General features: G+C 54.3%; 18 protein-coding genes. 8 read left to right on the top strand and 10 right to left on the bottom strand.

Translation table 11 applies throughout. The features are described 5' to 3' along the window. Positions 1 to 101: 101 nt before the first annotated feature. Together AC1UKS_RS02555 and AC1UKS_RS02550 are read left to right on the top strand one after the other, a co-directional pair. Complete coding sequence (locus AC1UKS_RS02555) at positions 102 to 5633, top strand: glutamate synthase-related protein (protein ID WP_482435615.1); 5532 nt, start codon at positions 102 to 104, stop codon at positions 5631 to 5633. Positions 5634 to 5699: 66 nt separating this feature from the next. Beyond that, positions 5700 to 7457 (top strand): sulfite reductase subunit alpha, encoded by a 1758-nt coding sequence (locus AC1UKS_RS02550; RefSeq protein WP_013204062.1) that lies wholly within the window; start codon positions 5700 to 5702, stop codon positions 7455 to 7457. 37 nt (positions 7458 to 7494) lie between these two features. Here AC1UKS_RS02550 and sspB read toward each other — a convergent pair whose 3' ends face one another. The 5 genes from sspB to zapE form a co-directional block, all read right to left on the bottom strand. Beyond that, a complete protein-coding gene (gene sspB, locus AC1UKS_RS02545; RefSeq protein WP_482435614.1) occupies positions 7495 to 7995 on the bottom strand; it encodes a ClpXP protease specificity-enhancing factor in 501 nt (166 codons plus the stop codon). A 5-nt stretch (positions 7996 to 8000) separates the two neighbouring features. Then, on the bottom strand, positions 8001 to 8642 hold the full coding sequence (sspA, locus tag AC1UKS_RS02540) for a stringent starvation protein SspA (RefSeq protein WP_013204064.1): 642 nt from the start codon (positions 8640 to 8642) through the stop codon (positions 8001 to 8003). Positions 8643 to 8961: 319 nt separating this feature from the next. Continuing rightward, positions 8962 to 9354: a 30S ribosomal protein S9 gene (rpsI, locus tag AC1UKS_RS02535; RefSeq protein ID WP_013204065.1), complete on the bottom strand. Its 393-nt coding sequence runs from the start codon at positions 9352 to 9354 to the stop codon at positions 8962 to 8964. A 15-nt stretch (positions 9355 to 9369) separates the two neighbouring features. Beyond that, entirely contained in the window at positions 9370 to 9798 is a 429-nt protein-coding gene (gene rplM, locus AC1UKS_RS02530) for a 50S ribosomal protein L13 (RefSeq protein WP_013204066.1), read from the bottom strand. A gap of 245 nt (positions 9799 to 10043) precedes the next feature. After that, positions 10044 to 11171: a cell division protein ZapE gene (zapE, locus tag AC1UKS_RS02525; protein WP_482435612.1), complete on the bottom strand. Its 1128-nt coding sequence runs from the start codon at positions 11169 to 11171 to the stop codon at positions 10044 to 10046. 187 nt (positions 11172 to 11358) lie between these two features. On the opposite strand from zapE, the gene zapG reads away from it, so the two are divergent. From zapG to degS, 3 genes are all read left to right on the top strand, one after another. Continuing rightward, positions 11359 to 11760: a Z-ring associated protein ZapG gene (gene zapG / locus AC1UKS_RS02520; protein ID WP_013204068.1), complete on the top strand. Its 402-nt coding sequence runs from the start codon at positions 11359 to 11361 to the stop codon at positions 11758 to 11760. A gap of 118 nt (positions 11761 to 11878) precedes the next feature. Then, complete coding sequence (degQ, locus tag AC1UKS_RS02515; protein ID WP_482435611.1) at positions 11879 to 13252, top strand: serine endoprotease DegQ; 1374 nt, start codon at positions 11879 to 11881, stop codon at positions 13250 to 13252. 77 nt (positions 13253 to 13329) lie between these two features. After that, entirely contained in the window at positions 13330 to 14388 is a 1059-nt protein-coding gene (gene degS, locus AC1UKS_RS02510) for an outer membrane-stress sensor serine endopeptidase DegS (RefSeq protein ID WP_482435609.1), read from the top strand. Between the two features lie 50 nt (positions 14389 to 14438). On the opposite strand, the gene mdh is transcribed toward degS, so the two are convergent. Next, positions 14439 to 15374, bottom strand: a complete 936-nt coding sequence (gene mdh / locus AC1UKS_RS02505) for a malate dehydrogenase (protein WP_482435608.1) — start codon at positions 15372 to 15374, stop codon at positions 14439 to 14441. Between the two features lie 436 nt (positions 15375 to 15810). Here mdh and argR point away from each other — a divergent pair, with 436 nt between their 5' ends. The 3 genes from argR (at position 15811) to yhcN (AC1UKS_RS02490) (ending at position 17367) form a co-directional block, all read left to right on the top strand. Beyond that, a complete protein-coding gene (gene argR / locus AC1UKS_RS02500) occupies positions 15811 to 16281 on the top strand; it encodes a transcriptional regulator ArgR (RefSeq protein ID WP_013204072.1) in 471 nt (156 codons plus the stop codon). A gap of 437 nt (positions 16282 to 16718) precedes the next feature. Continuing rightward, entirely contained in the window at positions 16719 to 16982 is a 264-nt protein-coding gene (yhcN, locus tag AC1UKS_RS02495) for a peroxide/acid stress response protein YhcN (RefSeq protein WP_013204073.1), read from the top strand. Between the two features lie 115 nt (positions 16983 to 17097). Continuing rightward, positions 17098 to 17367, top strand: coding sequence for a peroxide/acid stress response protein YhcN (yhcN, locus tag AC1UKS_RS02490; RefSeq protein ID WP_482435607.1), 270 nt, complete (start codon positions 17098 to 17100; stop codon positions 17365 to 17367). A 158-nt stretch (positions 17368 to 17525) separates the two neighbouring features. Here the strand turns inward: yhcN (AC1UKS_RS02490) and AC1UKS_RS02485 are convergent, their stop codons facing one another. The 4 genes from AC1UKS_RS02485 to aaeA form a co-directional block, all read right to left on the bottom strand. Continuing rightward, positions 17526 to 17789: a barstar family protein gene (locus AC1UKS_RS02485; RefSeq protein ID WP_482435606.1), complete on the bottom strand. Its 264-nt coding sequence runs from the start codon at positions 17787 to 17789 to the stop codon at positions 17526 to 17528. Between the two features lie 52 nt (positions 17790 to 17841). Further along, the gene (locus AC1UKS_RS02480; RefSeq protein ID WP_482435605.1) at positions 17842 to 19296 is read right to left on the bottom strand and encodes an NAD-dependent succinate-semialdehyde dehydrogenase; all 1455 of its coding nucleotides are present in this window, start codon (positions 19294 to 19296) and stop codon (positions 17842 to 17844) included. A gap of 127 nt (positions 19297 to 19423) precedes the next feature. Continuing rightward, positions 19424 to 21382 carry a p-hydroxybenzoic acid efflux pump subunit AaeB gene (gene aaeB, locus AC1UKS_RS02475; protein ID WP_482435604.1) on the bottom strand — a complete coding sequence of 653 codons (1959 nt, stop codon included), beginning with the start codon at positions 21380 to 21382 and terminating at the stop codon, positions 19424 to 19426. 13 nt (positions 21383 to 21395) lie between these two features. Continuing rightward, positions 21396 to 22328: a p-hydroxybenzoic acid efflux pump subunit AaeA gene (gene aaeA, locus AC1UKS_RS02470; RefSeq protein ID WP_013204078.1), complete on the bottom strand. Its 933-nt coding sequence runs from the start codon at positions 22326 to 22328 to the stop codon at positions 21396 to 21398. Positions 22329 to 22333: the final 5 nt, after the last annotated feature.

Genomic DNA, 22333 nt, shown 5'->3' with positions numbered 1-22333 from the left:
CGGTCAGGAAAAATGAGACAGAGCCTGAGAGAGACTCCTCAGATGCACTCTGTGCTTGAAACACTATAGGTAATGTCACAAAGAAGTTGAGGAGGCCTCCGATGTCCAACACAAAACCTTTTCCCTATGGCTTGTACGATCCTTCAAGAGACAGCGATAGCTGTGGCGTAGGTTTTCTGACGCGTAAGGACGGCGAGCAAACTCATGAGATCCTGCAGATGGCCCATAGCGCCTTGTGCACGGTACCTCATCGCGGGGGTATGTCGGCGGAAGGCGTCGGTGACGGTGCTGGCGTCAACGTGGACATCTCTTTGCACTTCTTCCGCAAAATTACCGGCCAACAGCTTGAAGCGGGTCGCTTTGGCGTCGGCAACTTTTTCGTGCCTAAAGACGTTGAACTGCGCGCGAATGCGGAACGTCTGGTTGAAGATACGCTTGCAGCCTATGGCCTGCCTGTCCTGCTGAAACGCGACCTGCCACTCGATGGTAGCGTGCTGCGTCCTGCTGCGCTCTCTTTCCAGTTGCCTATCGTCCAGTGGGTGTTCACTGCCCCGCAGGATGTCGAGACGCAAAACGAATTCGAAAAATGCATCTACCGTGCCCTGCTGGACATTGAGGCGCGCGCCTTTACCGAAAGCCAGTTTGGCGGGCTCTATCCGCTGTCGCTTTCTTCGCGCACTCAAGTTCTGAAGGCCCGTCTGAACTCCAATGAAGTGATCCCTTACTTCAAGGATCTGACCGATCCGGATCATCAGGTGCGTGGGTTGTTCTTCCATACCCGCTTCTCCACCAACACCGATCCGCACACCACGATGGCGCAGCCTTTCCGGCTGATGGCCCACAATGGCGAGCTGAACACCGACCGTAAAAACCGTATTGCTGAGTCTGCGCTGGCGCTGGCTCGCGGCAAGAAAATTGTTCGCCCGAAAGGACAGTCTGACAGCTCGCGTCTGGATCAGAGCATCCAGAGCCGCCTGATGGAAGATAACCTCGACCTGATCAATGCCGTGGTGTCGATGATGCCGCCGGCGTGGGAAAACGATCTCACCCTGTCGACCGAAGTCCGCGCGATGCTGGAGTACTTCTCTTTATATGAAGAGAAAAACGATGGGCCGGCCGCGCTGATTTTTGGTAACGGTGAAGTGATTGGCGCGCGTCTGGACCGTCTGGGCCTGCGCCCACTGCGCTCGGTGGAAACCGCCGAGTATATCGGTGCGATGTCAGAAGCCGGTCAGATCGCCTTCCCACCGGAAAGCGTATTACGCCGTGGCCGTATCGAAGCGGGCGGCATGCTGTATTACGATCACAGCGAAAAGCGCAGCTACACCACGCTGGAAGCGCTGGAAAAACTGGCTGCTGAAAAAGATTACCCGGCACTGGTTGAACAGGCCCGTGTCATGCTGGAAGAATTGCCTGTGGTTCCTGCTGAAGAGCAAGGTTCACCGCTGCGCTACAGTGGTGACCTGAAAACCTATCAACGGTTTGTGGCCTACTACTACAACCAGGAAAGCTTCAAATTCATGATGGACCCAATGCTGAACACCGGCGCAGAGAAAATTTCTGCCATGGGTTACGGCAACGCGATCAACGGTTTGTCCGATCATGAAGGCGGGATGGCGCACTACTTCTCTCAGCGTTTTGCTCAGGTAACTAACCCACCGTTAGACTCCATCCGTGAAGTTGACGGCATGACCCTGCGCGTTGCGCTGGGTGCTAAGCCGCATCTGGGCCGCAGCAAAGGTCGTCAGATTATCGTGCCGACCCCGATCCTGACGCATCTGGATATGCTGCAGCTGCGTGAGCAGAATGTCGCCCCGTATGCGCGTTTCGATATGCTTTACATTCCGGTGGTGGGCACTGAGCCACAGAACCGTATCGACAATGCCAACGCCCTGGAAAAAGCCATTGATGACCTTGCTCAGCAGGTTGTCGATTTTGCCCGTGAGCAAGGCGGTATCGCGGTTCTGACTGACCGTCATATCTCTTCTACCCGTGCCGGTATCCCGATGCTGTTAATGGTGTCTGCCATTAACCAGCGCCTGGTTCAGGAAGGCTTACGTCTGGACGTTTCTCTGGTAGTTGAAAGCGGCCAGAGCATCTCCTCGCACCATATTGCGGCAACCCTCGGTTTCGGCGCGTCGGCCGTTTACCCTCTCGGCGTGCAGATGCGCGCAGAAGAGAAGTACGGCGAAGGCGAAGAAGGCAATAAGGCATTCAAACGTTATGCCAAAGCCGCTGAAAAAGCTCTGATGAAAACCATGGGTAAAGTCGGCCTTTGTACCGTTGAAAGCTACAGCTGCGGTGAGTTCTTCGAGCCAAACTTCCTTAATACCGACGATCCGGTACTGAGAAAGTACTTCCCGAATATTAAAACCCCGGTTGGCGGCGCTGGCTTTGCCACTATCGCGCAGATGGCCGTAGACTGGCACCAGAGCGCCCTGAAAATTCAGGGTGAGTCAGAAGTGCCGCTGTTAGGTCTGTTTAAAGAGCGTGCGGAAGGTGCCGGTCACTCCTACGGCACCATTGCTGTGCGTACCTTTATTGATATGACAGAGCAGCCGATCCGTTTTGCTGACAAGCCACGCGATGAAGATCAGTTCATCCGTTTGCTGACGCTGGCGAAACTGGATAATGCCTTCAATATCAAACCCAGCGCTTTTGCGGATACCAGCTTTGAGCGCATCCCAAATGACGTCATTGATAACTTCACCATCACGCCGGACTATCGCGAATTCTCCAGCCTGATGCTGCAGGAACGTAAACGTCGCCCGGCGGCGCTGCGTGACATTCTGACCTTCCCGGCGGATCTGACCCACGTCGACAGCCAGGCAGAGTTTGCCCGTAAACTGGGTCGCTACTCGCTAACCAACAATGGTTTTGCTACCCGTGGTCTGGCATGTGAAGCCACCGAAGGTCGTGAAGGTCACTTCACGCTGCGCCTGACCGACAGCATCGTTGGTCTGAAGCCAGAAAACGAGCGCCTTGCGGCACTGTTCAGCGCACTGAAAACCCGTTTCACCGATGAGATCGGCGAAAGTGAGATTGTGGCCGGTGGCCTGCAGCTTGCCGCAACCGGCAAAGCGGCTGAGTACCTGTCACGCATCTTCACCTCGGCCCCTTCTCTGCCGCTGAACGAAATTCAGCCTGCCAGCGAAATCACCCGTACCTTTGCTTCCGGCGCGATGAGCCACGGTGCGCTGGTTGCGCCGGCTCACGAAGCGGTGGCACACGGCACCAACATGGTTGGCGGCATGAGCAACTGTGGTGAAGGTGGCGAGCACTATTCCCGTCATGGCACTATCCGTGCATCACGCATTAAGCAGCTGGCTTCCGGTCGCTTTGGCGTATGGGCTGCGTACCTTGCGGACCCCATGCTGGAAGAGCTGGAGATTAAAATCGGTCAGGGCGCGAAACCTGGCGAGGGCGGTCAGCTGCCTGCGGCGAAAGTCACGGTTGAAATTGCTGCGGCCCGTGGCGGCACGCCTGGCGTGGAGCTGGTTTCCCCTCCTCCTCACCACGACACCTATTCGATTGAGGATTTGGCGCAGTTGATCCACGACTGCAAAGCCGCTCGCGTGCGCGTCATTGTTAAACTGGTTTCCTCAGAAGGCATTGGCACCATCGCCGTCGGCGTGGCAAAAGCCGGTGCGGACGTTATCAACGTTGCGGGCAACACCGGTGGTACCGGTGCGGCTTCGGTTACCAGCCTGAAATACACCGGACGCGTGGCGGAAATCGGCATTGCCGAAGTGCATCAGGCGCTGTGCGCTAACGGTCTGCGCGAAAAAGTTCTGCTTCGCTGCTCCGGCGCGCAGCAAACGGGCAGCGACGTGGTGAAATCAGCCCTGTTGGGTGGCGACAGCTTCGAATTCGGCACCACCGCGCTGATGATGCTGAAATGCGTGATGGCAAAGAACTGTAACGTGAAATGCCCGGCTGGCCTGACCACTAATGCCGAAGCCTTTGATGGCGATCCCCGTCAGCTGGCGCAGTACTTTATGAATGTCGCGCATGAAGTGCGTGAGATTCTGGCGCGCCTTGGCCTGCGTTCGCTGCGTGAAGCGCGCGGTCGCTCTGACCTGCTGCACCTGATGGATCATCCGCTGGAAGTCGGCAAGCTGGACTTCCGTGCCATGCTGACCGTGGTACCCGAACTGAAAATCGCCCGTCCGGTCTATCTGGAAAAAGATTTCGAGCTGGACAACGGCTGGGTCGAACAGCTGAAACTGGAGCTGGTCGATCAGGGCCAAACCGATATTCAGTTCGGCAATGGCATCACGCTGAACAACCGCAACAAGAGCGTTGGCGGACAGCTGGCCATCGATATCGAGCGCCTGCTGAACCACACGCTGGATGCCGCTCAGCTGAGCAAAATCCCTGCAGCATTGCTGGACGATCGCGGGCGCCGTTATCTGGCACCCAATACCGTCAATATCTCTACCTCAGGATCGGCCGGTCAGTCCTTCGGCGTGTTCTGCAACGACGGTATGCAGCTGAAGCATTACGGCACCTGTAACGATGGCGTGGGTAAAGGCCAGTGCGGTGGCGAAATTGTGGTGATGTCGCCTGGCGGCGGCTCGCAGGATGCTGAAGGCAACGTGTTGATCGGTAACTTCGCGCTGTTTGGCGCTACCGGTGGACGCCTGTTTGTGCAGGGCCAGGCGGGTGACCGCTTCGCAGTCCGTAACTCCGGTGCAACGGCCGTGGTTGAAGGCGTTGGCGATTTTTGCTGTGAATATATGACCAATGGCGCGATCCTGAACCTGGGCACTTACGGCACCGGTTTCGGTAACGGCATGAGCGGTGGCTTTGCTTACCAGTACGACCCGTACGGCACGCTGGCAGGTTCAGCAGCCGGAGACTCCGTGCTGTTTGGCTGCATCGCTGACGACAATGAAATGGCGCGCGTACACAAGGACGCGGTGCTGACGATGCTGAACTGGCATCTGGAAGCGACCCATTCACCTCGTGCGGCCTGGCTGCTTGAGCACTGGGAAACCGAGTGCCAGCACTTTGTCTTTGTGATGCCGCGCTCCCTGCTGTTGTACCAGGAAAGCACCGAGATCCTGAAGGCCAAGACCCGTAAGGACCTGCTGGAAGAGCTTTCAACCGCGCTGGCGAGCCATCAGGTCGCCAAGTTCAAAGCGGCCTGGCGCAGCAAGAAAACCATTGCCAATGGGGTGGTACCTGAATACGGTGCAACTGACACGCAAGATATGTTTGTGCTGCTGAACAACTATACCGTGCTCAGCTTCGCGCAGCAGCTGGCGCTGTCCCGCCTGCCGAAAGGTACACCGGTAGAAGATGCCGCGGTAGAAAAAGCCGTACGTAACCTGTTAATGACAGAGGACTTCTCACTGATCAGTAAGCTGCAGCGTCACGCACGTTCAGCGATTGAGAATTACAGTGATGATGAACTGGCCTGCCTGATTGCAGCCAAACGTATGGCGGACTACAAGGCTGCCCTGACGCAACGTAACATCCGCTCGATGGACAGCCTGGCGACTTATGGTTGGATCATTTATCAGGATGCGCGTAACAGAGAAGTGCTGGGCGGACTGCCTGACTTCGAAGAGCTGTTTGCTCGCGCCGCACTGCCTGAAATCGCTGCAGCCGTCGGGAAATTATCCTGACGGTTTACCGGACTGAATGTGACTATCTATTGAACACGACGAAACGGGATTGAGTACAGATAACCCATGAAAATTCCTTACATTCCTGAAGACGCGCCATTCAATGGCGACCAGAAATACTGGCTGGCGGGCTTTCTCGCCGGGCTACACTCACGCCTGCTGGTACTGGAAGACAGCAAGCAGGTTGCCAGCGGAACCAGTTCTGCGGCAACCACGCAGTTGCATATCCTGTTTGGCTCGCAGACCGGTAATGCCGAAGCGCTGGCACAGAGCGCAGCGAAAGCTGCCCGTGCTCAGGGTCTGGTGCCTGTGGTGCAGGGCCTGGGTGAAGTGGATATCGACGTGTTCGCGACCATGCGTCACGTGCTGGTGATCACCTCAACCTACGGCGAAGGCGAAATGCCTGACAACGCCCAGCTGTTCTGGCAGGCCATCTCTGCCAGCACCGCCCCGCGTCTGGAGCAGATGCACTTTGCCGTACTGGCTATCGGTGATACGGGCTATGATGGCTTCTGCCAGGCCGGTAAATTCATCGATATGCGCCTTGAGCAGCTCGGCGCGAAACGCGTCAGCGACCGTATTGATTGCGACATTGATTACGAAGAGCCTTCTAATCAGTGGATCTCTACCTCTATGCCACAGTTTGCTGCCAGTGCCGGCAGTAGCGGTACCGCGCTGGAGAATCTACCGGAAGCCCCGGTGATCCCAGGCAGCAACAAGCAGAATCCTTATGCCGCGGCACTGATCACCAACAAGCGTCTTTCTGGTGATGAATCAGGCAAAGATATCCGTCACTTCGAATTCGATTTGACCGACAGCGGGCTGAAGTACGAAGCCGGCGATGCGCTGGGCGTGATCCCGGTCAACGACCCTTCGCTGGTGAAACTGCTGCTGACTCAGCTGAACTCGGATTACGATACGCCGGTTTCAGGCTTCGACAGAACGCTGGGCGATCTGCTGACCTATCAGTTCGAGATCTCTGAACCTTCGCGTAAGCTGATTGAATGGGTAGGCCAGAACACCACTAACCAGGAACTGCGCCACGTTCTGCAGCATGACGACAAGGACGCGCTTGGCGTCTGGCTGTGGGGTAAAGACACGCTGGACCTGCTGCAACTTGAGCTGACCCGCTCACTGAGCATTCCAGAGTTCGTTGCGCTGCTGCGTCCATTACAGCACCGTGCTTACTCCATCTCATCGAGCTCGAAGGCGTACCCAAATCAGGTTCACCTGACTATCGCCACGCTGCGTTACCACAGCACTGGCCGTCCACGTAGCGGTGTATGCTCTGCTTACCTGGCGGAGCGTGTCGGCCGTGGTGAGAAACCAGCCATCTTTATCTCGCCGAACAAAGCGTTCCGCGTGCCGGCGAATAACGATGCGCCATTGATTATGATTGGCCCGGGGACCGGTATTGCGCCATTCCGCGCCTTCCTGCAGGAACGTCAGGCTGCCAGCGCGAAAGGCAAAAACTGGCTGTTCTTTGGTGACCAGCATCAGGAACACGATTTTATCTATAAAGACGAATTGCTGGGCTGGCAGGAAAGCGGCTTACTGACGCGTCTGGATTTGGCATTCTCCCGCGACCAGTCGAAGAAAATCTACGTACAGAGTCGCATGCTTGAGCAAGGTGCAGAGCTGTTTGCCTGGCTGGAACAAGGCGCCTACTTCTACGTCTGTGGTGATGCATCACGCATGGCGAAGGACGTGGATAAAGCCTTGTATGAGGTGATTACTCAGTTCGGTGGGATGTCTGTAGAGCGCGCGGCCGACTATGTTGACCAGCTCAAAAAAGAAAAACGTTACCTGCGAGATGTTTACTGATCTCAGCAATAAAAAACGGGCCGACAGGCCCGTTTTTTTATTTCACGACGCGTAACGCCGGTCGACCACCGCGCGGTGGCGGGTCATTGTCCGGATTGTCATCATCGTTCTGGATGCTGTCATCCGGGCGATCGCCGTCGATAACAGACATCACCGTTTCTGGCGTGTCGTTCTGCTCTGAATCCGGGTTATATTCCCCGGCTTCTTCGTAAACCGGCTCAGGCTCAAACATCGTACCTGCACCGTTTTCACGTGCATAAATAGCCATCACTGCCGCCAGAGGAACCGTAACCTGACGAGGCACGCCGCCAAAGCGGGCGTTGAAAGTCACCTCATCATTACCCAGCTCCAGGTTGCCGACCGCACGCGGAGCAATGTTCAGAACGATCTGACCATCACGCGCATACTCAAGAGGCACCATCACACCTGGCAGATTGATATCCACGACCAGGTGCGGGGTTAGCTGGTTGTCCAGCAGCCAGTCATAGAACGCCCGCAGAAGATACGGGCGACGAGCGGTAAGTTGCGACATTTCCATCGTAATCAGCCCCGTGTTTGCAGGCGCATTTCACGTTCCGCTTCCGTCAGGGAAGCCAGGAAGGAATCACGCTCGAAGACACGCGTCATATAGCCTTTCAGCTCTTTAGAACCTGCGCCGACCAGCTCAATGCCCATCTGCGGCAAACGCCACAGCAGCGGTGCCAGGTAGCAATCAACCAGGCTGAACTCTTCGCTCATAAAGAACGGGGTACGGGCAAACAGAGGGGCGATAGCCAGCAGCTCTTCACGCAGCTGCTTACGCGCGGCTTCTGCTTCCTGCGCCGTGCCGCTCTCGACCTTACGCATCAGGCTGTACCAGTCCTGCTCCACGCGGTGCATCATCAGACGGCTTTCACCACGGGCAACCGGGTAAACCGGCATCAATGGTGGATGCGGGAAGCGCTCATCAAGGTATTCCATGATGATACGGGATTCGTACAACGTCAGTTCACGATCAACCAGCGTTGGAACGGTACGGTACGGATTGAGGTCAATCAGATCCTGGGGCAGGCTATCCATTTCTACCTGCTCGATCTCTACGCTAACACCCTTCTCCGCCAGCACGATACGAACCTGGTGGCTAAAAATGTCAGTAGGACCAGAAAACAGCGTCATTACCGAACGTTTGTTGGCAGCGACAGCCATGTAAACCTCCAAGTTTATCCAGAAAATTACTGCGCAAGCCCGCCAGGTGGCGACTAACCTGCTTAATAGAGTGCCATTAGCATGATGTGAAGCCGAACCAGCATCCACTGAGGATTTCATGCATCAATGCTCTGCTAATGCGCGCAAAGTGACACACAGTTTACCAGATTTTAGACAGCTTGTGGGGGCGGGAACGCGGATTTGACGGGAAAAGGGTAAACCCCGTCGCGATTTCCATCATTATGCCGATGGCGGAAAAGAAAAAACCCGGTGCAAGCACCGGGTTTTTCGATAATCGACTCTGCCGAAGCAGAATAAATTAACGCTTGGAGAACTGAGGACGACGACGTGCTTTACGCAGGCCGACTTTCTTACGTTCTACCTGACGAGCATCACGAGTCACGAAACCTGCTTTACGCAGTTCGCCACGCAGTGATTCGTCAAACTCCATCAGAGCGCGTGTGATACCGTGACGGATCGCACCAGCCTGACCAGAGATACCACCACCTTTAACAGTGATGTACAAATCGAATTTACCAACCATGTCCAACAGTTCCAGCGGCTGACGAACTACCATGCGGGCAGTTTCGCGACCGAAGTACTGTTCTAATGAACGCTGGTTAATAACGATGTTACCGCTACCCGGCTTAATAAAGACGCGTGCGGAAGAGCTTTTGCGGCGACCAGTGCCGTAGTTTTGATTCTCAGCCATTGCCTGTAATCCCGATTAAATGTCAAGAACTTGCGGTTGCTGTGCCGCATGGTTGTGCTCGTTGCCCGCGTAAACTTTCAGTTTACGGTACATAGCACGACCCAGCGGGCCCTTTGGCAGCATGCCCTTAACCGCGATTTCAATCACACGCTCAGGACGGCGAGCAATCATCTCTTCGAAGGTCGCTTGCTTGATACCACCGACAAAGCCGGTGTGATGGTAATAAATCTTATCGGTACGCTTGTTACCGGTTACGGCAACTTTCTCAGCGTTAAGAACGATAATATAATCACCGGTATCAACGTGCGGAGTATATTCCGCTTTATGCTTACCGCGCAGGCGACGAGCCAGTTCGGTCGCTAAACGACCTAAAGTTTTGCCAGTTGCGTCAACAACAAACCAGTCACGTTGGACCGATTCTGGCTTAGCTGTAAAAGTTTTCATTTAAAAGCTTACCCAAATTAAGTTACACGTTGGTGAAATCCCAAACGCTTGAATAAACGGTTGAGGCTCACACGACCATCTTGACCAGCAAGCCCACCCCTTCGGATAGAGTTACTGGAACACAAAGAGTTTTGGGAAAAAAACCTTTGTTGTAACGTGGGGTCGCAAGATTATAGAGAAGTCGACCACAAAGCGCGACCCTTTTCTTACAATAATTGCACCCCGTTGCCCCGCCCTGGCTTGCCTCAGGGCAAATGCGCCAGCCGGAGGTACTCTTCGCTTTGCATCTCCTGCAAGCGGGAGACACAGCGTTGGTATTCGAACTTCAGCCGCGCGCCTTGGTATATCTCAAATAGCGAGGCTTCGGCGGAGACCACTAGCTTAACATGCCGCTCGTAGAACTCATCCACCAATGCCAGAAAACGTCGCGCCTGGTCTTCCGTTTTGTAGATCATCACCGGCACGTTATACAGCAGTACGCTGTGAAAACGGCGCGACAGCTCGATGTAGTCGTGTTGACTGCGCCCTTCACCGCACAGCGTTTGAAAGTCCATCGCCACCACGCCTTCCGCCGTGCCCTGGGTCGGCAGAGAACGGTGATTAATCTCCAGCACAGGTTTGTCGCTGCGGGCGACGCCAGCCAGCGCCACGAACATCCGCTCCATCTCTTTGCTGGTGTCGTCATTTAATGGCGTCATCCACAGATGGGCAGAGGTCAGCGTGCGCAAGCGGTAATCAATGCCGGCATCCACGTTCATGATTTCGCAATGCTGCTTAATCATTTCAATGGCGGGCAGAAAACGCGCACGCTGCAGGCCATTGCGATAGAGATCGTCAGGCGGAATGTTCGAGGTCGCAACCAGCGTAATCCCTCTGGCGAACAGCGCTTCCATCAGCGTGCCCAACAGCATCGCGTCAGTAATGTCTGACACAAAGAATTCGTCGAAGCACAGCAGGTCGGTTTCGCTTTTGAAACGATCGGCGACAATTTGCAGCGGATCGCTTTGTCCCTGAAGCTCAGTCAGCTCCTGATGGACGCGTAACATAAAACGGTGAAAGTGCAGACGCTGCTTACGCTCTCCAGGAATTGCCTGAAAAAACATATCCATCAGCCAGGTTTTTCCCCGGCCGACACCGCCCCACATATATAAGCCCCGGGCCGCCGCCGGCGCCTCGGTTTTTCCTTTGCCCATCAGCTTGTTTAACTTGCCAAAAAGTCCTTTCGCAGGCTGGGCAGAAACCGGCTGAACCCGAGTCAGCGCCTGATAAATTCCGTCAAGGCGCGTCATGGCGTCGAGTTGTACTGCGTCAGGCTGGAATTCGCCTTTTTCCAGCGCCTGCTGGTATCGCGCCAGAGGAGACATCGTTTGCATAATTTATTCACATTCCCTGAAAAATTAGGTGCGTCAGGTGGTTGATTGTCGAAAAAAAGGCCGCTATACACTAAGCGATGCAGCCGCAGGATTCCACTTCCATCAGATTAGCGGTTATAGTGGCAGGTAGTGAACTGGCGTTGGCCAGTAGCCCTTACGGAACAACGAAGACAACACGGGAGTTATTATGACCTGGGAATACGCGCTTATTGGCTTGGTAGTTGGATTAATCATCGGCGCGGCGGCCATGCGTTTTGGCAACAAAAAGCTTCGCGAGCAGCGGAGCCAGCAGTACGAACTGGAAAAAACGAAAGCAGAGCTGGCCGACTATCGTGAAGAGTTGACCAGCCACTTTGCGCAAAGTGCTGAACTACTGGATAACATGGCCCGCGATTACCGCCAGCTGTATCAGCATATGGCGAAAGGCTCTAATGACCTGCTGCCAAACCTGCCGGGTGAGAAAAACCCGTTTGCTTATCAGCTGACTGAATCGGAAGCGGATAACGATCAGGTCCCGGTTCAGATGCCACGTGACTACCCGGACAGCGCTTCAGGCCTGCTTCGCGGTGACCGTGCAGCACAGAAATAAGCAGAATGAATGAAGGGCGCCCAGCGCCCTTTTTTCTTTTGCAGCAGTAACATCTGCACGCTGAGTTTTAGGTTGATACCTGAGTCCCCCCACCTTCTGTAGCGAGAGCGTCTTAGCGATGAAGAACAAATCCTTACTGTTAAGTGCATTGGCATTGAGTATTGGCATGAATCTGACCATCTCTCCCCAGGCGATGGCTACGCTCCCTGCGCAAATTGAGGGGCAACCGCTGCCAAGCCTGGCGCCCATGCTGGAAAAAGTGCTCCCTGCGGTTGTCAGCGTCCATGTGGAAGGCACCCAGACGGCTGCACAATCCCAGGAGATCCCTGAGCCGCTGAAAAAATTCTTTGGTCAGGGCCAGGACGGTGATTCCCAGCCGCAGCCATTCGAAGGCCTGGCTTCAGGCGTGGTGATCAACGCCGATAAGGGCTATGTGCTCACCAACAATCATGTGGTCAATGGCGCCAGTAAAATCAGCGTCCAGCTGAGTGATGGTCGTGAATTTGATGCCAAACTGATTGGTCACGATGAACAAACCGACATCGCGCTGATCCAGATCAGCGGCGCAAAAGGCCTGACGCAGATTAAAGTGGCGGACTCCGATCGGCTGAAAGTCGGTGATTTTGCCGTCGCCATTGGTAATCCATTTGGCCTTGGCCAGACCGCCACTTCAGGGATTGTCTCTGCGCTGGGGCGTAGCGGCTTGAATCTTGAAGGCCTGGAAAACTTTATTCAGACGGATGCCGCCATCAACCGTGGCAACTCCGGCGGCGCGCTGGTGAACCTGAATGGCGAACTGATTGGCCTGAATACCGCCATTCTCTCCTCCGCCGGGGGCAATATCGGCATTGGCTTTGCTATCCCAAGCAATATGGCGATGAACCTGGCTCAGCAGCTGATTGATTTCGGCAAAGTGAACCGCGGTCAGTTGGGTATTAAAGGCACTGAGATGACGGCGGATATGGCCAAAGCCTTCAATGTGGATGCCCAGCGTGGCGCGTTCGTCAATGAAGTACTGCCGGGATCTGCGGCGGCGAAAGCGGGCATCAAGGCCGGGGATATCATCACCAGTCTGGATGATAAGCCGATCGACAGCTTCGCTGCCCTGCGGGTGAAAATTGGGACCACCGCACCGGGTAAAGACGTCAAGGTCGGCCTGATCCGTGAAGGTAAGCCGGTTAACGTGACCGTTAAACTGGATGCCAGTACGCAAACCTCTACCACGGCCGATCAGACCACTCCGGCTCTGCAAGGTGCTACCTTCATCGATGGCGCCGCGAAAGACGGGACCAAAGGCGTGGTAGTGGATGACGTGACCAAAGCCTCACCGGCTGAGCAATATGGCCTGAAAAAAGGCGATGTGATTATTGGCCTCAACCGCACCAAGGTGGCTAATCTGGCCGAGCTGCGCAAGCTGCTGGAAGCCAAGCCACCGCTGCTGGCGCTGAACGTGATCCGTGGTGATGCGAGTATCTATCTGCTTTTACGTTAAATCATGAAGCGGACACCTGCGTGTCCGCTTAACTCATGCTATCCTGCCAAACGTTCATTCACTCACCATTTAAAGCCATGTTTCCTAAACTATTGCGTTCAGTGCTTCTTGGCCTTGTAGTTGCGGGTTTGCTGCTGGCCGGCATGCCAGCATTGCGGATCGGCAGTGACTTTTTCTCGCACAAAGATAACAGCGCTAATGAAACGCCTGTCAGCTACAACTCTGCCGTGCGTCGGGCTGCCCCGGCGGTAGTGAATGTCTACAATCGCAGTGCCAATGCCTCTGCTGACAACCTCGAAATCCGCACGCTGGGATCCGGCGTGATCATGGATGGGCGTGGCTATATCCTCACCAATAAACACGTCATCAACGATGCCGAGCAGATTATTGTTGCGCTGCAAGATGGCCGCATCTTTGAGGCCATGTTAGTGGGTTCGGACAGCCTGACCGACCTTGCGGTGTTGAAGATCACCGCTTCCAGCCTGCCCGTTATCCCAATTAATCCCGCGCGCATTGCCCATATCGGCGATTTAGTGATGGCTATTGGCAATCCGTACAATATTGGGCAGACGGTGACCCAGGGGATTATCAGCGCCACTGGCCGCGTAGGTCTCAGCCCTTCCCGCTACCAGAACTTCTTACAGACAGATGCTTCCATCAACAAAGGGAACTCGGGCGGCGCCTTGATTAACTCTCTCGGTGAACTGATGGGAATCAATACGCTGTCGTTTGATAAGAGTAACGACGGTGAAACGCCGGAAGGCATTGGCTTTGCCATCCCTACGGCACTGGCCGCGAAAATCATGGATAAGCTTATCCGCGATGGTCGCGTGATCCGTGGGTTCATCGGCATCAGTGGTCGTGAAGTGCCGCAAATGCACGGGCAAAACAGCAGCCTGGATCATATTCAGGGCATTGTGGTGACCAATGTTTCTCAAGGCGGCCCGGCAGCGAAAGCGGGTCTGCAAATCAATGATGTGATCACCAACGTGAACCATAAACCGGCTATTTCGGCGGTGGAAACAATGGATCAGGTTGCAGAGATTCGACCGGGAACCGTCATTGACGTGGATATTATTCGCAACGATCAAAAAATGACGCTGCCGATTACCGTGCTGGAATATCCGGGGAATTAAGCGGGAAGTGATGGAAGGTAGGGCCAGACAACGCTGGCCCTGCATCAGGCTTATTTAACGAATTCTTCGCCCAACGTAATGTCTTTCTTCAGCGTATCCAACATGCCGTCTAACGACTTCTGCTCAAAAGCGCTCAGCGTGCCGATTGGCTTGCGCTCAACGATGCCGTTTTTACCCAGCAGCAGCGGTTGTGAGAAGAAGCGAGCATGTGTGCCATCACCCTCAACGTAAGCACATTCCACAACGTTGCTTTCACCGTTCAGAGCGCGTACCAGCGACAGACCGAATTTGGCCGCAGCGTGGCCCATCGACAGCGTCGCGGATCCGCCACCTGCTTTCGCCTCAACTACTTCGGTACCCGCATTCTGGATACGTTTCGTCAAATCGGCCACTTCTTGTTCTGAGAAGCTGACGCCTGGGATCTGAGAGAGCAGAGGCAGGATAGTCACGCCTGAGTGTCCACCCACTACCGGAATGTTCAGCTCGGCAGGATTTTTGCCTTTCAGCTCAGCGACGAAGGCGTTGGAACGGATGATATCCAGCGTGGTAACGCCAAAAAGCTTGTTCTTATCGTAAACGCCGGCTTTTTTCAGCACTTCCGCGGCAATCGCGACCGTGGTGTTAACCGGGTTAGTGATGATACCAATCAACGCTTTAGGGCAGGTGCTGGCAACCTGTTCAATCAGATTACGAACAATACCGGCGTTAACATTGAACAGATCGGAGCGATCCATGCCGGGCTTACGCGCCACGCCAGCGGAGATCAGAACCACGTCAGCGCCTTTCAGCGCCGGCGTTGCGTCTTCGCCACAGAAACCTTTGATATTGACTGCGGTAGGGATATGGCTCAAATCAACAGCTACGCCAGGCGTAACGGGAGCGATGTCGTACAGAGAGAGGTCTGAACCCGCCGGAAGCTGGGTTTTTAGCAGAAGTGCGAGAGCCTGGCCAATACCACCAGCTGCGCCGAGAACTGCAACTTTCATCCTGAACTCCTTATTATAGTGAGCGTAAAGTGCGGTGAATCCATCTGGTTATCAACATAGTCGAGCCTTCAGCGCTTTGCGATTGCGTTCATAGCGATCTGAGCGCTCACGCCCAAAACCGCTGAAGCAGGTGATTAACCGCTTATGTTGCAAGGCCGTTCATAACCAGCGACAGACAGCACGATTCGGCCTTACATTACACCCTTAGCGCTAAGCAGAACAACATCAATTTAATAACAAATCGTTTACTTTTTGCGCTACATCCTTGACTGAGCGGGCATTTTTTTTCCATCAAAAGTTTGGCATACTGTCGCCCCTTCAGCGATCCCCCCGCATAAAACACCCTACCTTATTGCATAATCATTCATTTAATTGCATAATCACCGCCAGTCCCGTCAGGGAATCCCCTTTATTTCTGACTCTTTAGCGGAAGCCTATGCGTAACCCATCAAAACAGGAAGACCTGATCAAAGCCTTTAAGGCTTTATTGAAGGAAGAGAAGTTCAGCTCGCAGGGCGAGATCGTCGCCGCTTTACAGGAAGATGGCTTCGACAATATCAATCAGTCTAAAGTCTCCCGTATGTTGACCAAGTTTGGTGCCGTGCGCACACGCAACGCCAAAATGGAAATGGTCTATTGCCTGCCTGCAGAACTGGGCGTGCCGACCACCACCAGCCCGCTTAAAAACCTCGTGTTAGATATCGACTACAATGACGCGTTGGTGGTAATCCATACCAGTCCGGGTGCCGCGCAGCTTATCGCTCGCCTGCTGGATTCCCTCGGCAAAGCTGAAGGGATCCTTGGCACCATTGCCGGCGATGACACCATCTTTATTACCCCTGCCCGTGCCTTTACGGTAAAGCAGCTGTTTGAAGCGATCCTGATCCTCTTCGAGCAAGAATTATAAGCAGCAGCAATTAATGCCTGATTATTAACCTAAGGCTAACCCCCCCGTATCATCATCTTATCTCAGAGCCGGCGCCTGCCGGCTTTTGCTTTTCTACCCTTCCACGCACCGCTAATCAGCATGATGCACTGCCTCGCGGGCGACATGTCAGGCAGAAAAACCAGATACTCTCGTCTCATGGTGTGATCCACCACAAATAAGCGCACGAATGGCTAAAGTCACATATCCCTATGTTTTTACATGTATTTAACATGAACAGGGCAACTTATAAGCGTTTTTTATAACGTCTGGTTATTAAAATGCAGTTTTCGGTTAAAGTATCCCAACAAAACATTATTAGCAGGCTATTAATTTTTTACGTTATTAGATCTATACTTGTTTTCGTGATGCCAATCACACTAAACAAAAAGATAAAAACATACTACGAGGAAATAATCATGAACATTAAAACTACTGTTGCGGCTGTAACCGTTCTTTCTGCTCTCTCTTTTGGTGCTTTTGCAGCTGAATCTGTTAACGCGGATCAGGCGCAAAATCTGCAATCAGTTGGCACCATCTCCGTAAGCGGCGTTGCCGGTTCACCGATGGACATCCGCCAGCAGCTGAATGCGAAGGCTGACGCTCAGGGCGCAAGTGCTTACCGTGTTATTGAGGCGTACAACAACGGCAACTACCACGCGACTGCAGAGCTGTATAAATAAGCAAAGTTTACCCGGCAATACGGTATTAACGCTTTAATAAAAACGGTAACCCCAAGAATAATAAACGCTTTTTAGCCCTTTCGGTTACCGCTCAACCCTATCTGGAGCATCTATCATGAAAACCAAATTAGCAATCGCAGTACTCGGCCTGTCCTCAGTTCTTTCTTTCGGCGCCAGCGCCGCTCACCTGATAACTGACCAGCAGGCAAGCGAGCAGAATCTGCAGTCAATGGGCACCATTAGTGTCAGTGGTGTTGATGGCGCGCCAACCGATATCCGTCATGAGCTTTCTCAGAAAGCGGATCAGCAAGGTGCCAGCTCTTATCGTGTGATCGAAGCGCGTAACGATGGCAGCTACCACGCCACCGCAGAGCTGTATAAATAAATTTTGATAAGTACAAAAAATTAGAAGGTGCCAGCACCTGCGTGTTGTCGAACGCGCAAATCCCTCTAGCTGGCTTGTCACTGCTACTGTAAGACATTCCTCGTCAGTATGACGAACCCTTTGGCCCCGCTTGTCGGGGCCCTTTTTGTCTCTGGTAACTAGCGAACGTTAAAACGGAGCTGCCCTTCCAGCTCCTCTTCTGCTTCATCAAACAGCAGGATTAACGCGCCATAACGCCGCTTCTGTCCGCTCCCCAAATGTATGAATTCAATTTCCAGGGGTAATGGCAACAGCGTCACCGCGTCCCATAAGCTGTCCAAATCCTTCACATTCAGATCGGCCAGCGCAAATCGTTCGCTGAACTGGCGGTAGAAGTGTGCCTGATCGACAATTTCATCAAAATCAAAAATCTCTGTTCTCATGCTAGCCGCTCCACGAGGCACACGGTTGGGCGGCATACTGCCCCCCGGTGAGTTAAAGTCCCCCAATATGCAGGGCTTTCACTTCTAAAAACTCTTCCAGTCCCAGTACCGAACCTTCACGTCCAAGGCCGGATTCTTTTACGCCGCCGAAAGGTGCCAGTTCCGTCGAGACGGCACACTCGTTAATGCCGACCATGCCACTTTCCAGTGCCGCCGACACGCGGAATACACGCTGAAGGTTTTGCGTATAGAAATACGCAGCCAGCCCGAATTCGGTATCATTTGCCCGACGAATAACCTCGTCTTCCTCATCAAAGCGGAAGCAGGCTGCGACGGGGCCGAAGGTCTCTTCTTTAGCCAGCTTCATCTTCTCGTTGGCTTCGGCTATCACCGTGGGCTGCCAGAAATTGCCACCCAGCTCATGGCGGGCACCGCCAGTAACAATCTTGCCTCCGTGAGCGACCGCATCGTTGACGTGTTCTTCCACTTTCTCCAGCGCTGAAGCCTCTATCAGCGGCCCGACAATCACCCCTTCTTCCATGCCATTTCCGACCTTCAGTTTCTTGACCTCATCAGCCAGCTGGCTGACGAAGCGGTCATAAACGCGGTTGTGGATATAGAAGCGGTTCACGCTGACGCAAACCTGGCCAGCATTACGGAATTTATTGGCGATGGCGCCTTTCACCGCGGCATCAATATCGGCATCATCAAACACGATATAGGGTGCGTTGCCGCCCAGCTCCATTGAGACCTTTTTCATCGTCTCTGCGGCATTTCGCATCAACAGCTTGCCGACGGCGGTCGAGCCGGTAAACGAGATCTTCCGAACCGCCTTGCTGGCCATAATGGCATCGCTGATTGCATGGGTGTCGCCCGCGACAGCATTGAGGACACCATCGGGTACACCGGCTTTCTTCGCCAGTGCCAGCAGCGCAAAGGCTGAAAGTGGGGTGTTGTTGGCGGGTTTGATAATTCCGGTGCAGCCTGCGGCCAGTGCCGGACCAAGTTTGCGGGTCAACATTGCCATTGGGAAATTCCACGGCGTGATCGCGGCCACCACACCAATCGGTTCCCGCGTTGCCAGGATCCGCGAGCCGGCTTTGGCAGGAGGAATGATCTCGCCATTAGCGCGCTTGGCCTGTTCAGCAAACCATTGAATGAAGCTGGCGGCATACTCCACTTCGCCTTCTGCTTCCTTCACCGGTTTGCCCTGTTCTGCGGTCATTAACGCCCCGAGCCAGGCTTTGTTGTCGATCATCAGCTGATACCAGCGGTTGAGGATTTCGCTGCGCTCTTTGGCCGTTTTAGCACGCCAGGCGGGGAAAGCCTTCTCTGCAGCGGCGATCGCCTGCTCTGTTTCGCTTTTACCGGCTTTGGCGACCTGGGCGACCACTTCACCGGTTGCCGGATTCAGTACATCGAAGGTGGCAGCGGTACGCAGCCATTTGCCATCACAAAAATAGCCGGTCTGGAACAGTTCGTGATCCTGAAGTAATGAGGTGCTCATCGTGTTCTCCTGAGGGGTTTGCCATCCTGATGGAATAAGTATAGATGGCACACTTTATCCCTGTATGAACCCGTCGGAGAGAAACGTGAATGGGAAAGCGCTGATACCGAACGGTATCAGCGTAAAGTCAGATTTGGATGAGGGTGTTCTGGTACTTTTTCAGCGTATTCGCCAGCCTTTTGACCGGCTCGGTTACGTTCAGCGGCGCGTCATAATGCACCAGCTTGCCCTGATAAGTGTCCAGCTCGGCCAGCAGCTGCTCGAAGTAACGATGACGTTTTGCATCGGTTCTCGCGGCAATGACCTGATCGGCGGTATGCCGCAGCTGTTTATGGTAAGCCGATAAATCCTCATTAACCGGGATATCTGCATCCCGCAAACGCTGGTGTCCGATGATCAACGTCAGGGCAATGCGGAATTTATCGATATCACCAGGGAAAATATTCAGCAACATAAAGAGCTGATGATACAGCGCCGGCAGATGATTCTCACGACGGCGAGCCTGATTGGTGCTCATGGCGGCCACCGCGGCATACATAAAGCGATTCAGCAGGATGCGGCCGGTGCGGGCTTTCGACGTGTCCCGGATCAACAGGATCACCAGCAGCGCGAGGAAGCAGCCGATAGCCTGCCCCAACGCGTTATCCAGAAACGCGGTGACGTTAAAGGTCATCGGGTTATCCAGGGTAATAATGTTGATGGTGCCAACCAGGCCACCCAAAGTACCAATCTGCCGCCGCTGGATCAGTATTCCACCGATAAATGCCATCACCCCCAGCGAGATGCACAACAGCAGCATACTTTGCTGGGTTGACGGCATGATCACCATGTAATAGAGCGATCCGAGTGGGATCGCCACGATCATGCCATAGAGGAAATCCTTGGCCATCATCAGGGGATTCGGCATCCGCATCGCCAGCGCGGTGATCACCGCCAGCATCACCATCGCACCGCTTCCGGAAGCCCAGCCGGTCCACAGCCAGAAAAGAGAGCCGACCGCGGTGGCGACAAACGTCCTGATACCGTTGATCATCGCATGCCGTGATTCGGCCGAACGCATCTTCACCACCGGCTCATCCTTCAGCACTTCCCGCTCAATACGGCTGATGCTGCTATTGGTATGGATCCCTTTTAACAACAACAGGTAGCGCGTGGCGGCGACCACCCAGTTCTGCAACGTAACCGGTGTGTTTTTGCTGCCACTGGTGGTGATAACCCGGCGCATAATTTTCATCCGCTTGTGGATGTCACCGATGTTTTCTACCGATTTATCAAAGAAGATATGGAACTGCGGCGGGACATACTCTTTTCGGCTGTCCTGGATAAGATAGGTTTCGGCGGCCTGAGTAATCAGCGTCAGCGAAAGAGTATTCAGCGCACGCATGCGCTCATCGATTTTCTGCCAGCGGCTGGACTCCATCATCAGGTTGCCCCGCATGCCGTTCAGCGCCGTGGTGCGGCGAACCAGGTTGGTCCACAACCTGTCGACTTCTTCCTTGTCGCCGTGCGCGACACAAAGCTGCATCAGCTTGTACTGATCCACCAGCAGGGCATCAATTTCCCGGTCAATGTCCTGCTTCACCGAGCGCGGCGAAAACAGCATATCGGCGAGGATGGCGCAGACAATCCCGATGATGATTTCGCTGCAGCGTTCCACCGCAAACTGCGGAGCCAGCAGCACTGAACCGTTCGCATCCACACTGACCACAATGATCAGCGCGGTGTAACCCGCCAGGCCCAGCGCATAGGAGTTTTCAATTTTGATCAGGGAAGAGAGCCAGACGCAGAGTCCGGCCCACATGCAGCAAAGCAGCATCATTAGCGCCGGTGCCCGGATGGTGGCGATCATGATGGTCAGTGCCGCAATGCACCCGAGGAAGGTACCGATAATACGCAACATACCGCGGTGGCGAAGCGCGCCGGAGAACGGATCGCCACCGGCAGCAAACGCCGTTCCACCTGCCACAATGCAGGCGGTCATTACCGCCCAGCGAGGCGTCTCAAGATTGAAGTGAAAACCGATTAGCAAAGACAGCACAATGGCAAATGTCAGCTTGATCGGGAACCGCAAACGGTGCCACTGCATAATGCTCTCCTGCTTAGCCGAACTCACGCAGGCGATGCATCAACTTCGACATCGGTGACATCTGTTCCGGCTTGCGATCGGCTGCGCCCGTTACCACCACTGTCGCTGTAGTGCCGGATGGATAAAGATTGCCCTGCTGCTCGTCCAGGTGAATACGCACCGGCACACGCTGCGCCAGACGCACCCACTCAAGGTTGGAGTCAATGGTCGCCATCCCTTTGCTGTCGATGGTGCTGCTGCTGTTGGTAACACCCGCCGCAACGCTGTCCACCGTACCATGCAATACGCGGTTGCTGCCCAGCGGCGTAATCTCGACACGGTAACCCGGACGAACGCCTTCCAGCTTGGTTTCTTCCATATAGGCCAGCACATAGAAAGTATGCTGCTGCACCAACGCCACGGCGGTTGAGCCACGGGTAATGAATTCACCGCGGTAAACGTTCAGGTTAGTCACCCAACCATCTGCTGGCGCTTTCACCACGGTACGCGTCAGATCCAGTTTTGCGGTATCGCGCGTCGCGATGGATTTCGCCAACTGGTGTTCGGAGGTCTGATAATCGTTATTGGATTGCTCAATGGCCTCTCGGGACATGGCAGAAACACCCAACTGATTACGGCGGGCCGCTTCACGACGTTTCTCGTTCACCAGCGCCTGGTAGTAAGCCACATCGGCTTCAGCTTCATCCAGCGCCTGTTGATAGCGCGGCTGATCGACCACGAACAGCACCTGGTCTTTCTTCACCAGCTGGTTATCGCGTACCTTAACATCCGTTATCAGGCCGCTAACGTCCGGGGCAATCGCCACGACATCCGCAGTAAATTTAGCATCACGTGTCCACGGGGATTCTGTGTAGAACACCCATGCGCGGAAAATCAGGATAACGGCGATGACGACCAGAATCAGGGTTATGGCGTATCGGGCAATTTTTGTTGTTAGCGCTTTCACTATGA

It is taken from the genome of Erwinia sp. AK-PDG3-5 (genome assembly GCF_056821705.1).
This window is presented reverse-complemented; position numbering and strand designations above follow the sequence as displayed.

Coding starts and splice junctions, on each gene's coding strand:
- AC1UKS_RS02555 (WP_482435615.1), top strand. CDS start 102: ATGTCCAACACAAAACCTTTTCCCTATGGCTTGTACGATCCTTCAAGA.
- AC1UKS_RS02550 (WP_013204062.1), top strand. CDS start 5,700: ATGAAAATTCCTTACATTCCTGAAGACGCGCCATTCAATGGCGACCAG.
- sspB (WP_482435614.1), bottom strand. CDS start 7,995: ATGGAAATGTCGCAACTTACCGCTCGTCGCCCGTATCTTCTGCGGGCG.
- sspA (WP_013204064.1), bottom strand. CDS start 8,642: ATGGCTGTCGCTGCCAACAAACGTTCGGTAATGACGCTGTTTTCTGGT.
- rpsI (WP_013204065.1), bottom strand. CDS start 9,354: ATGGCTGAGAATCAAAACTACGGCACTGGTCGCCGCAAAAGCTCTTCC.
- rplM (WP_013204066.1), bottom strand. CDS start 9,798: ATGAAAACTTTTACAGCTAAGCCAGAATCGGTCCAACGTGACTGGTTT.
- zapE (WP_482435612.1), bottom strand. CDS start 11,171: ATGCAAACGATGTCTCCTCTGGCGCGATACCAGCAGGCGCTGGAAAAA.
- zapG (WP_013204068.1), top strand. CDS start 11,359: ATGACCTGGGAATACGCGCTTATTGGCTTGGTAGTTGGATTAATCATC.
- degQ (WP_482435611.1), top strand. CDS start 11,879: ATGAAGAACAAATCCTTACTGTTAAGTGCATTGGCATTGAGTATTGGC.
- degS (WP_482435609.1), top strand. CDS start 13,330: ATGTTTCCTAAACTATTGCGTTCAGTGCTTCTTGGCCTTGTAGTTGCG.
- mdh (WP_482435608.1), bottom strand. CDS start 15,374: ATGAAAGTTGCAGTTCTCGGCGCAGCTGGTGGTATTGGCCAGGCTCTC.
- argR (WP_013204072.1), top strand. CDS start 15,811: ATGCGTAACCCATCAAAACAGGAAGACCTGATCAAAGCCTTTAAGGCT.
- yhcN (WP_013204073.1), top strand. CDS start 16,719: ATGAACATTAAAACTACTGTTGCGGCTGTAACCGTTCTTTCTGCTCTC.
- yhcN (WP_482435607.1), top strand. CDS start 17,098: ATGAAAACCAAATTAGCAATCGCAGTACTCGGCCTGTCCTCAGTTCTT.
- AC1UKS_RS02485 (WP_482435606.1), bottom strand. CDS start 17,789: ATGAGAACAGAGATTTTTGATTTTGATGAAATTGTCGATCAGGCACAC.
- AC1UKS_RS02480 (WP_482435605.1), bottom strand. CDS start 19,296: ATGAGCACCTCATTACTTCAGGATCACGAACTGTTCCAGACCGGCTAT.
- aaeB (WP_482435604.1), bottom strand. CDS start 21,382: ATGCAGTGGCACCGTTTGCGGTTCCCGATCAAGCTGACATTTGCCATT.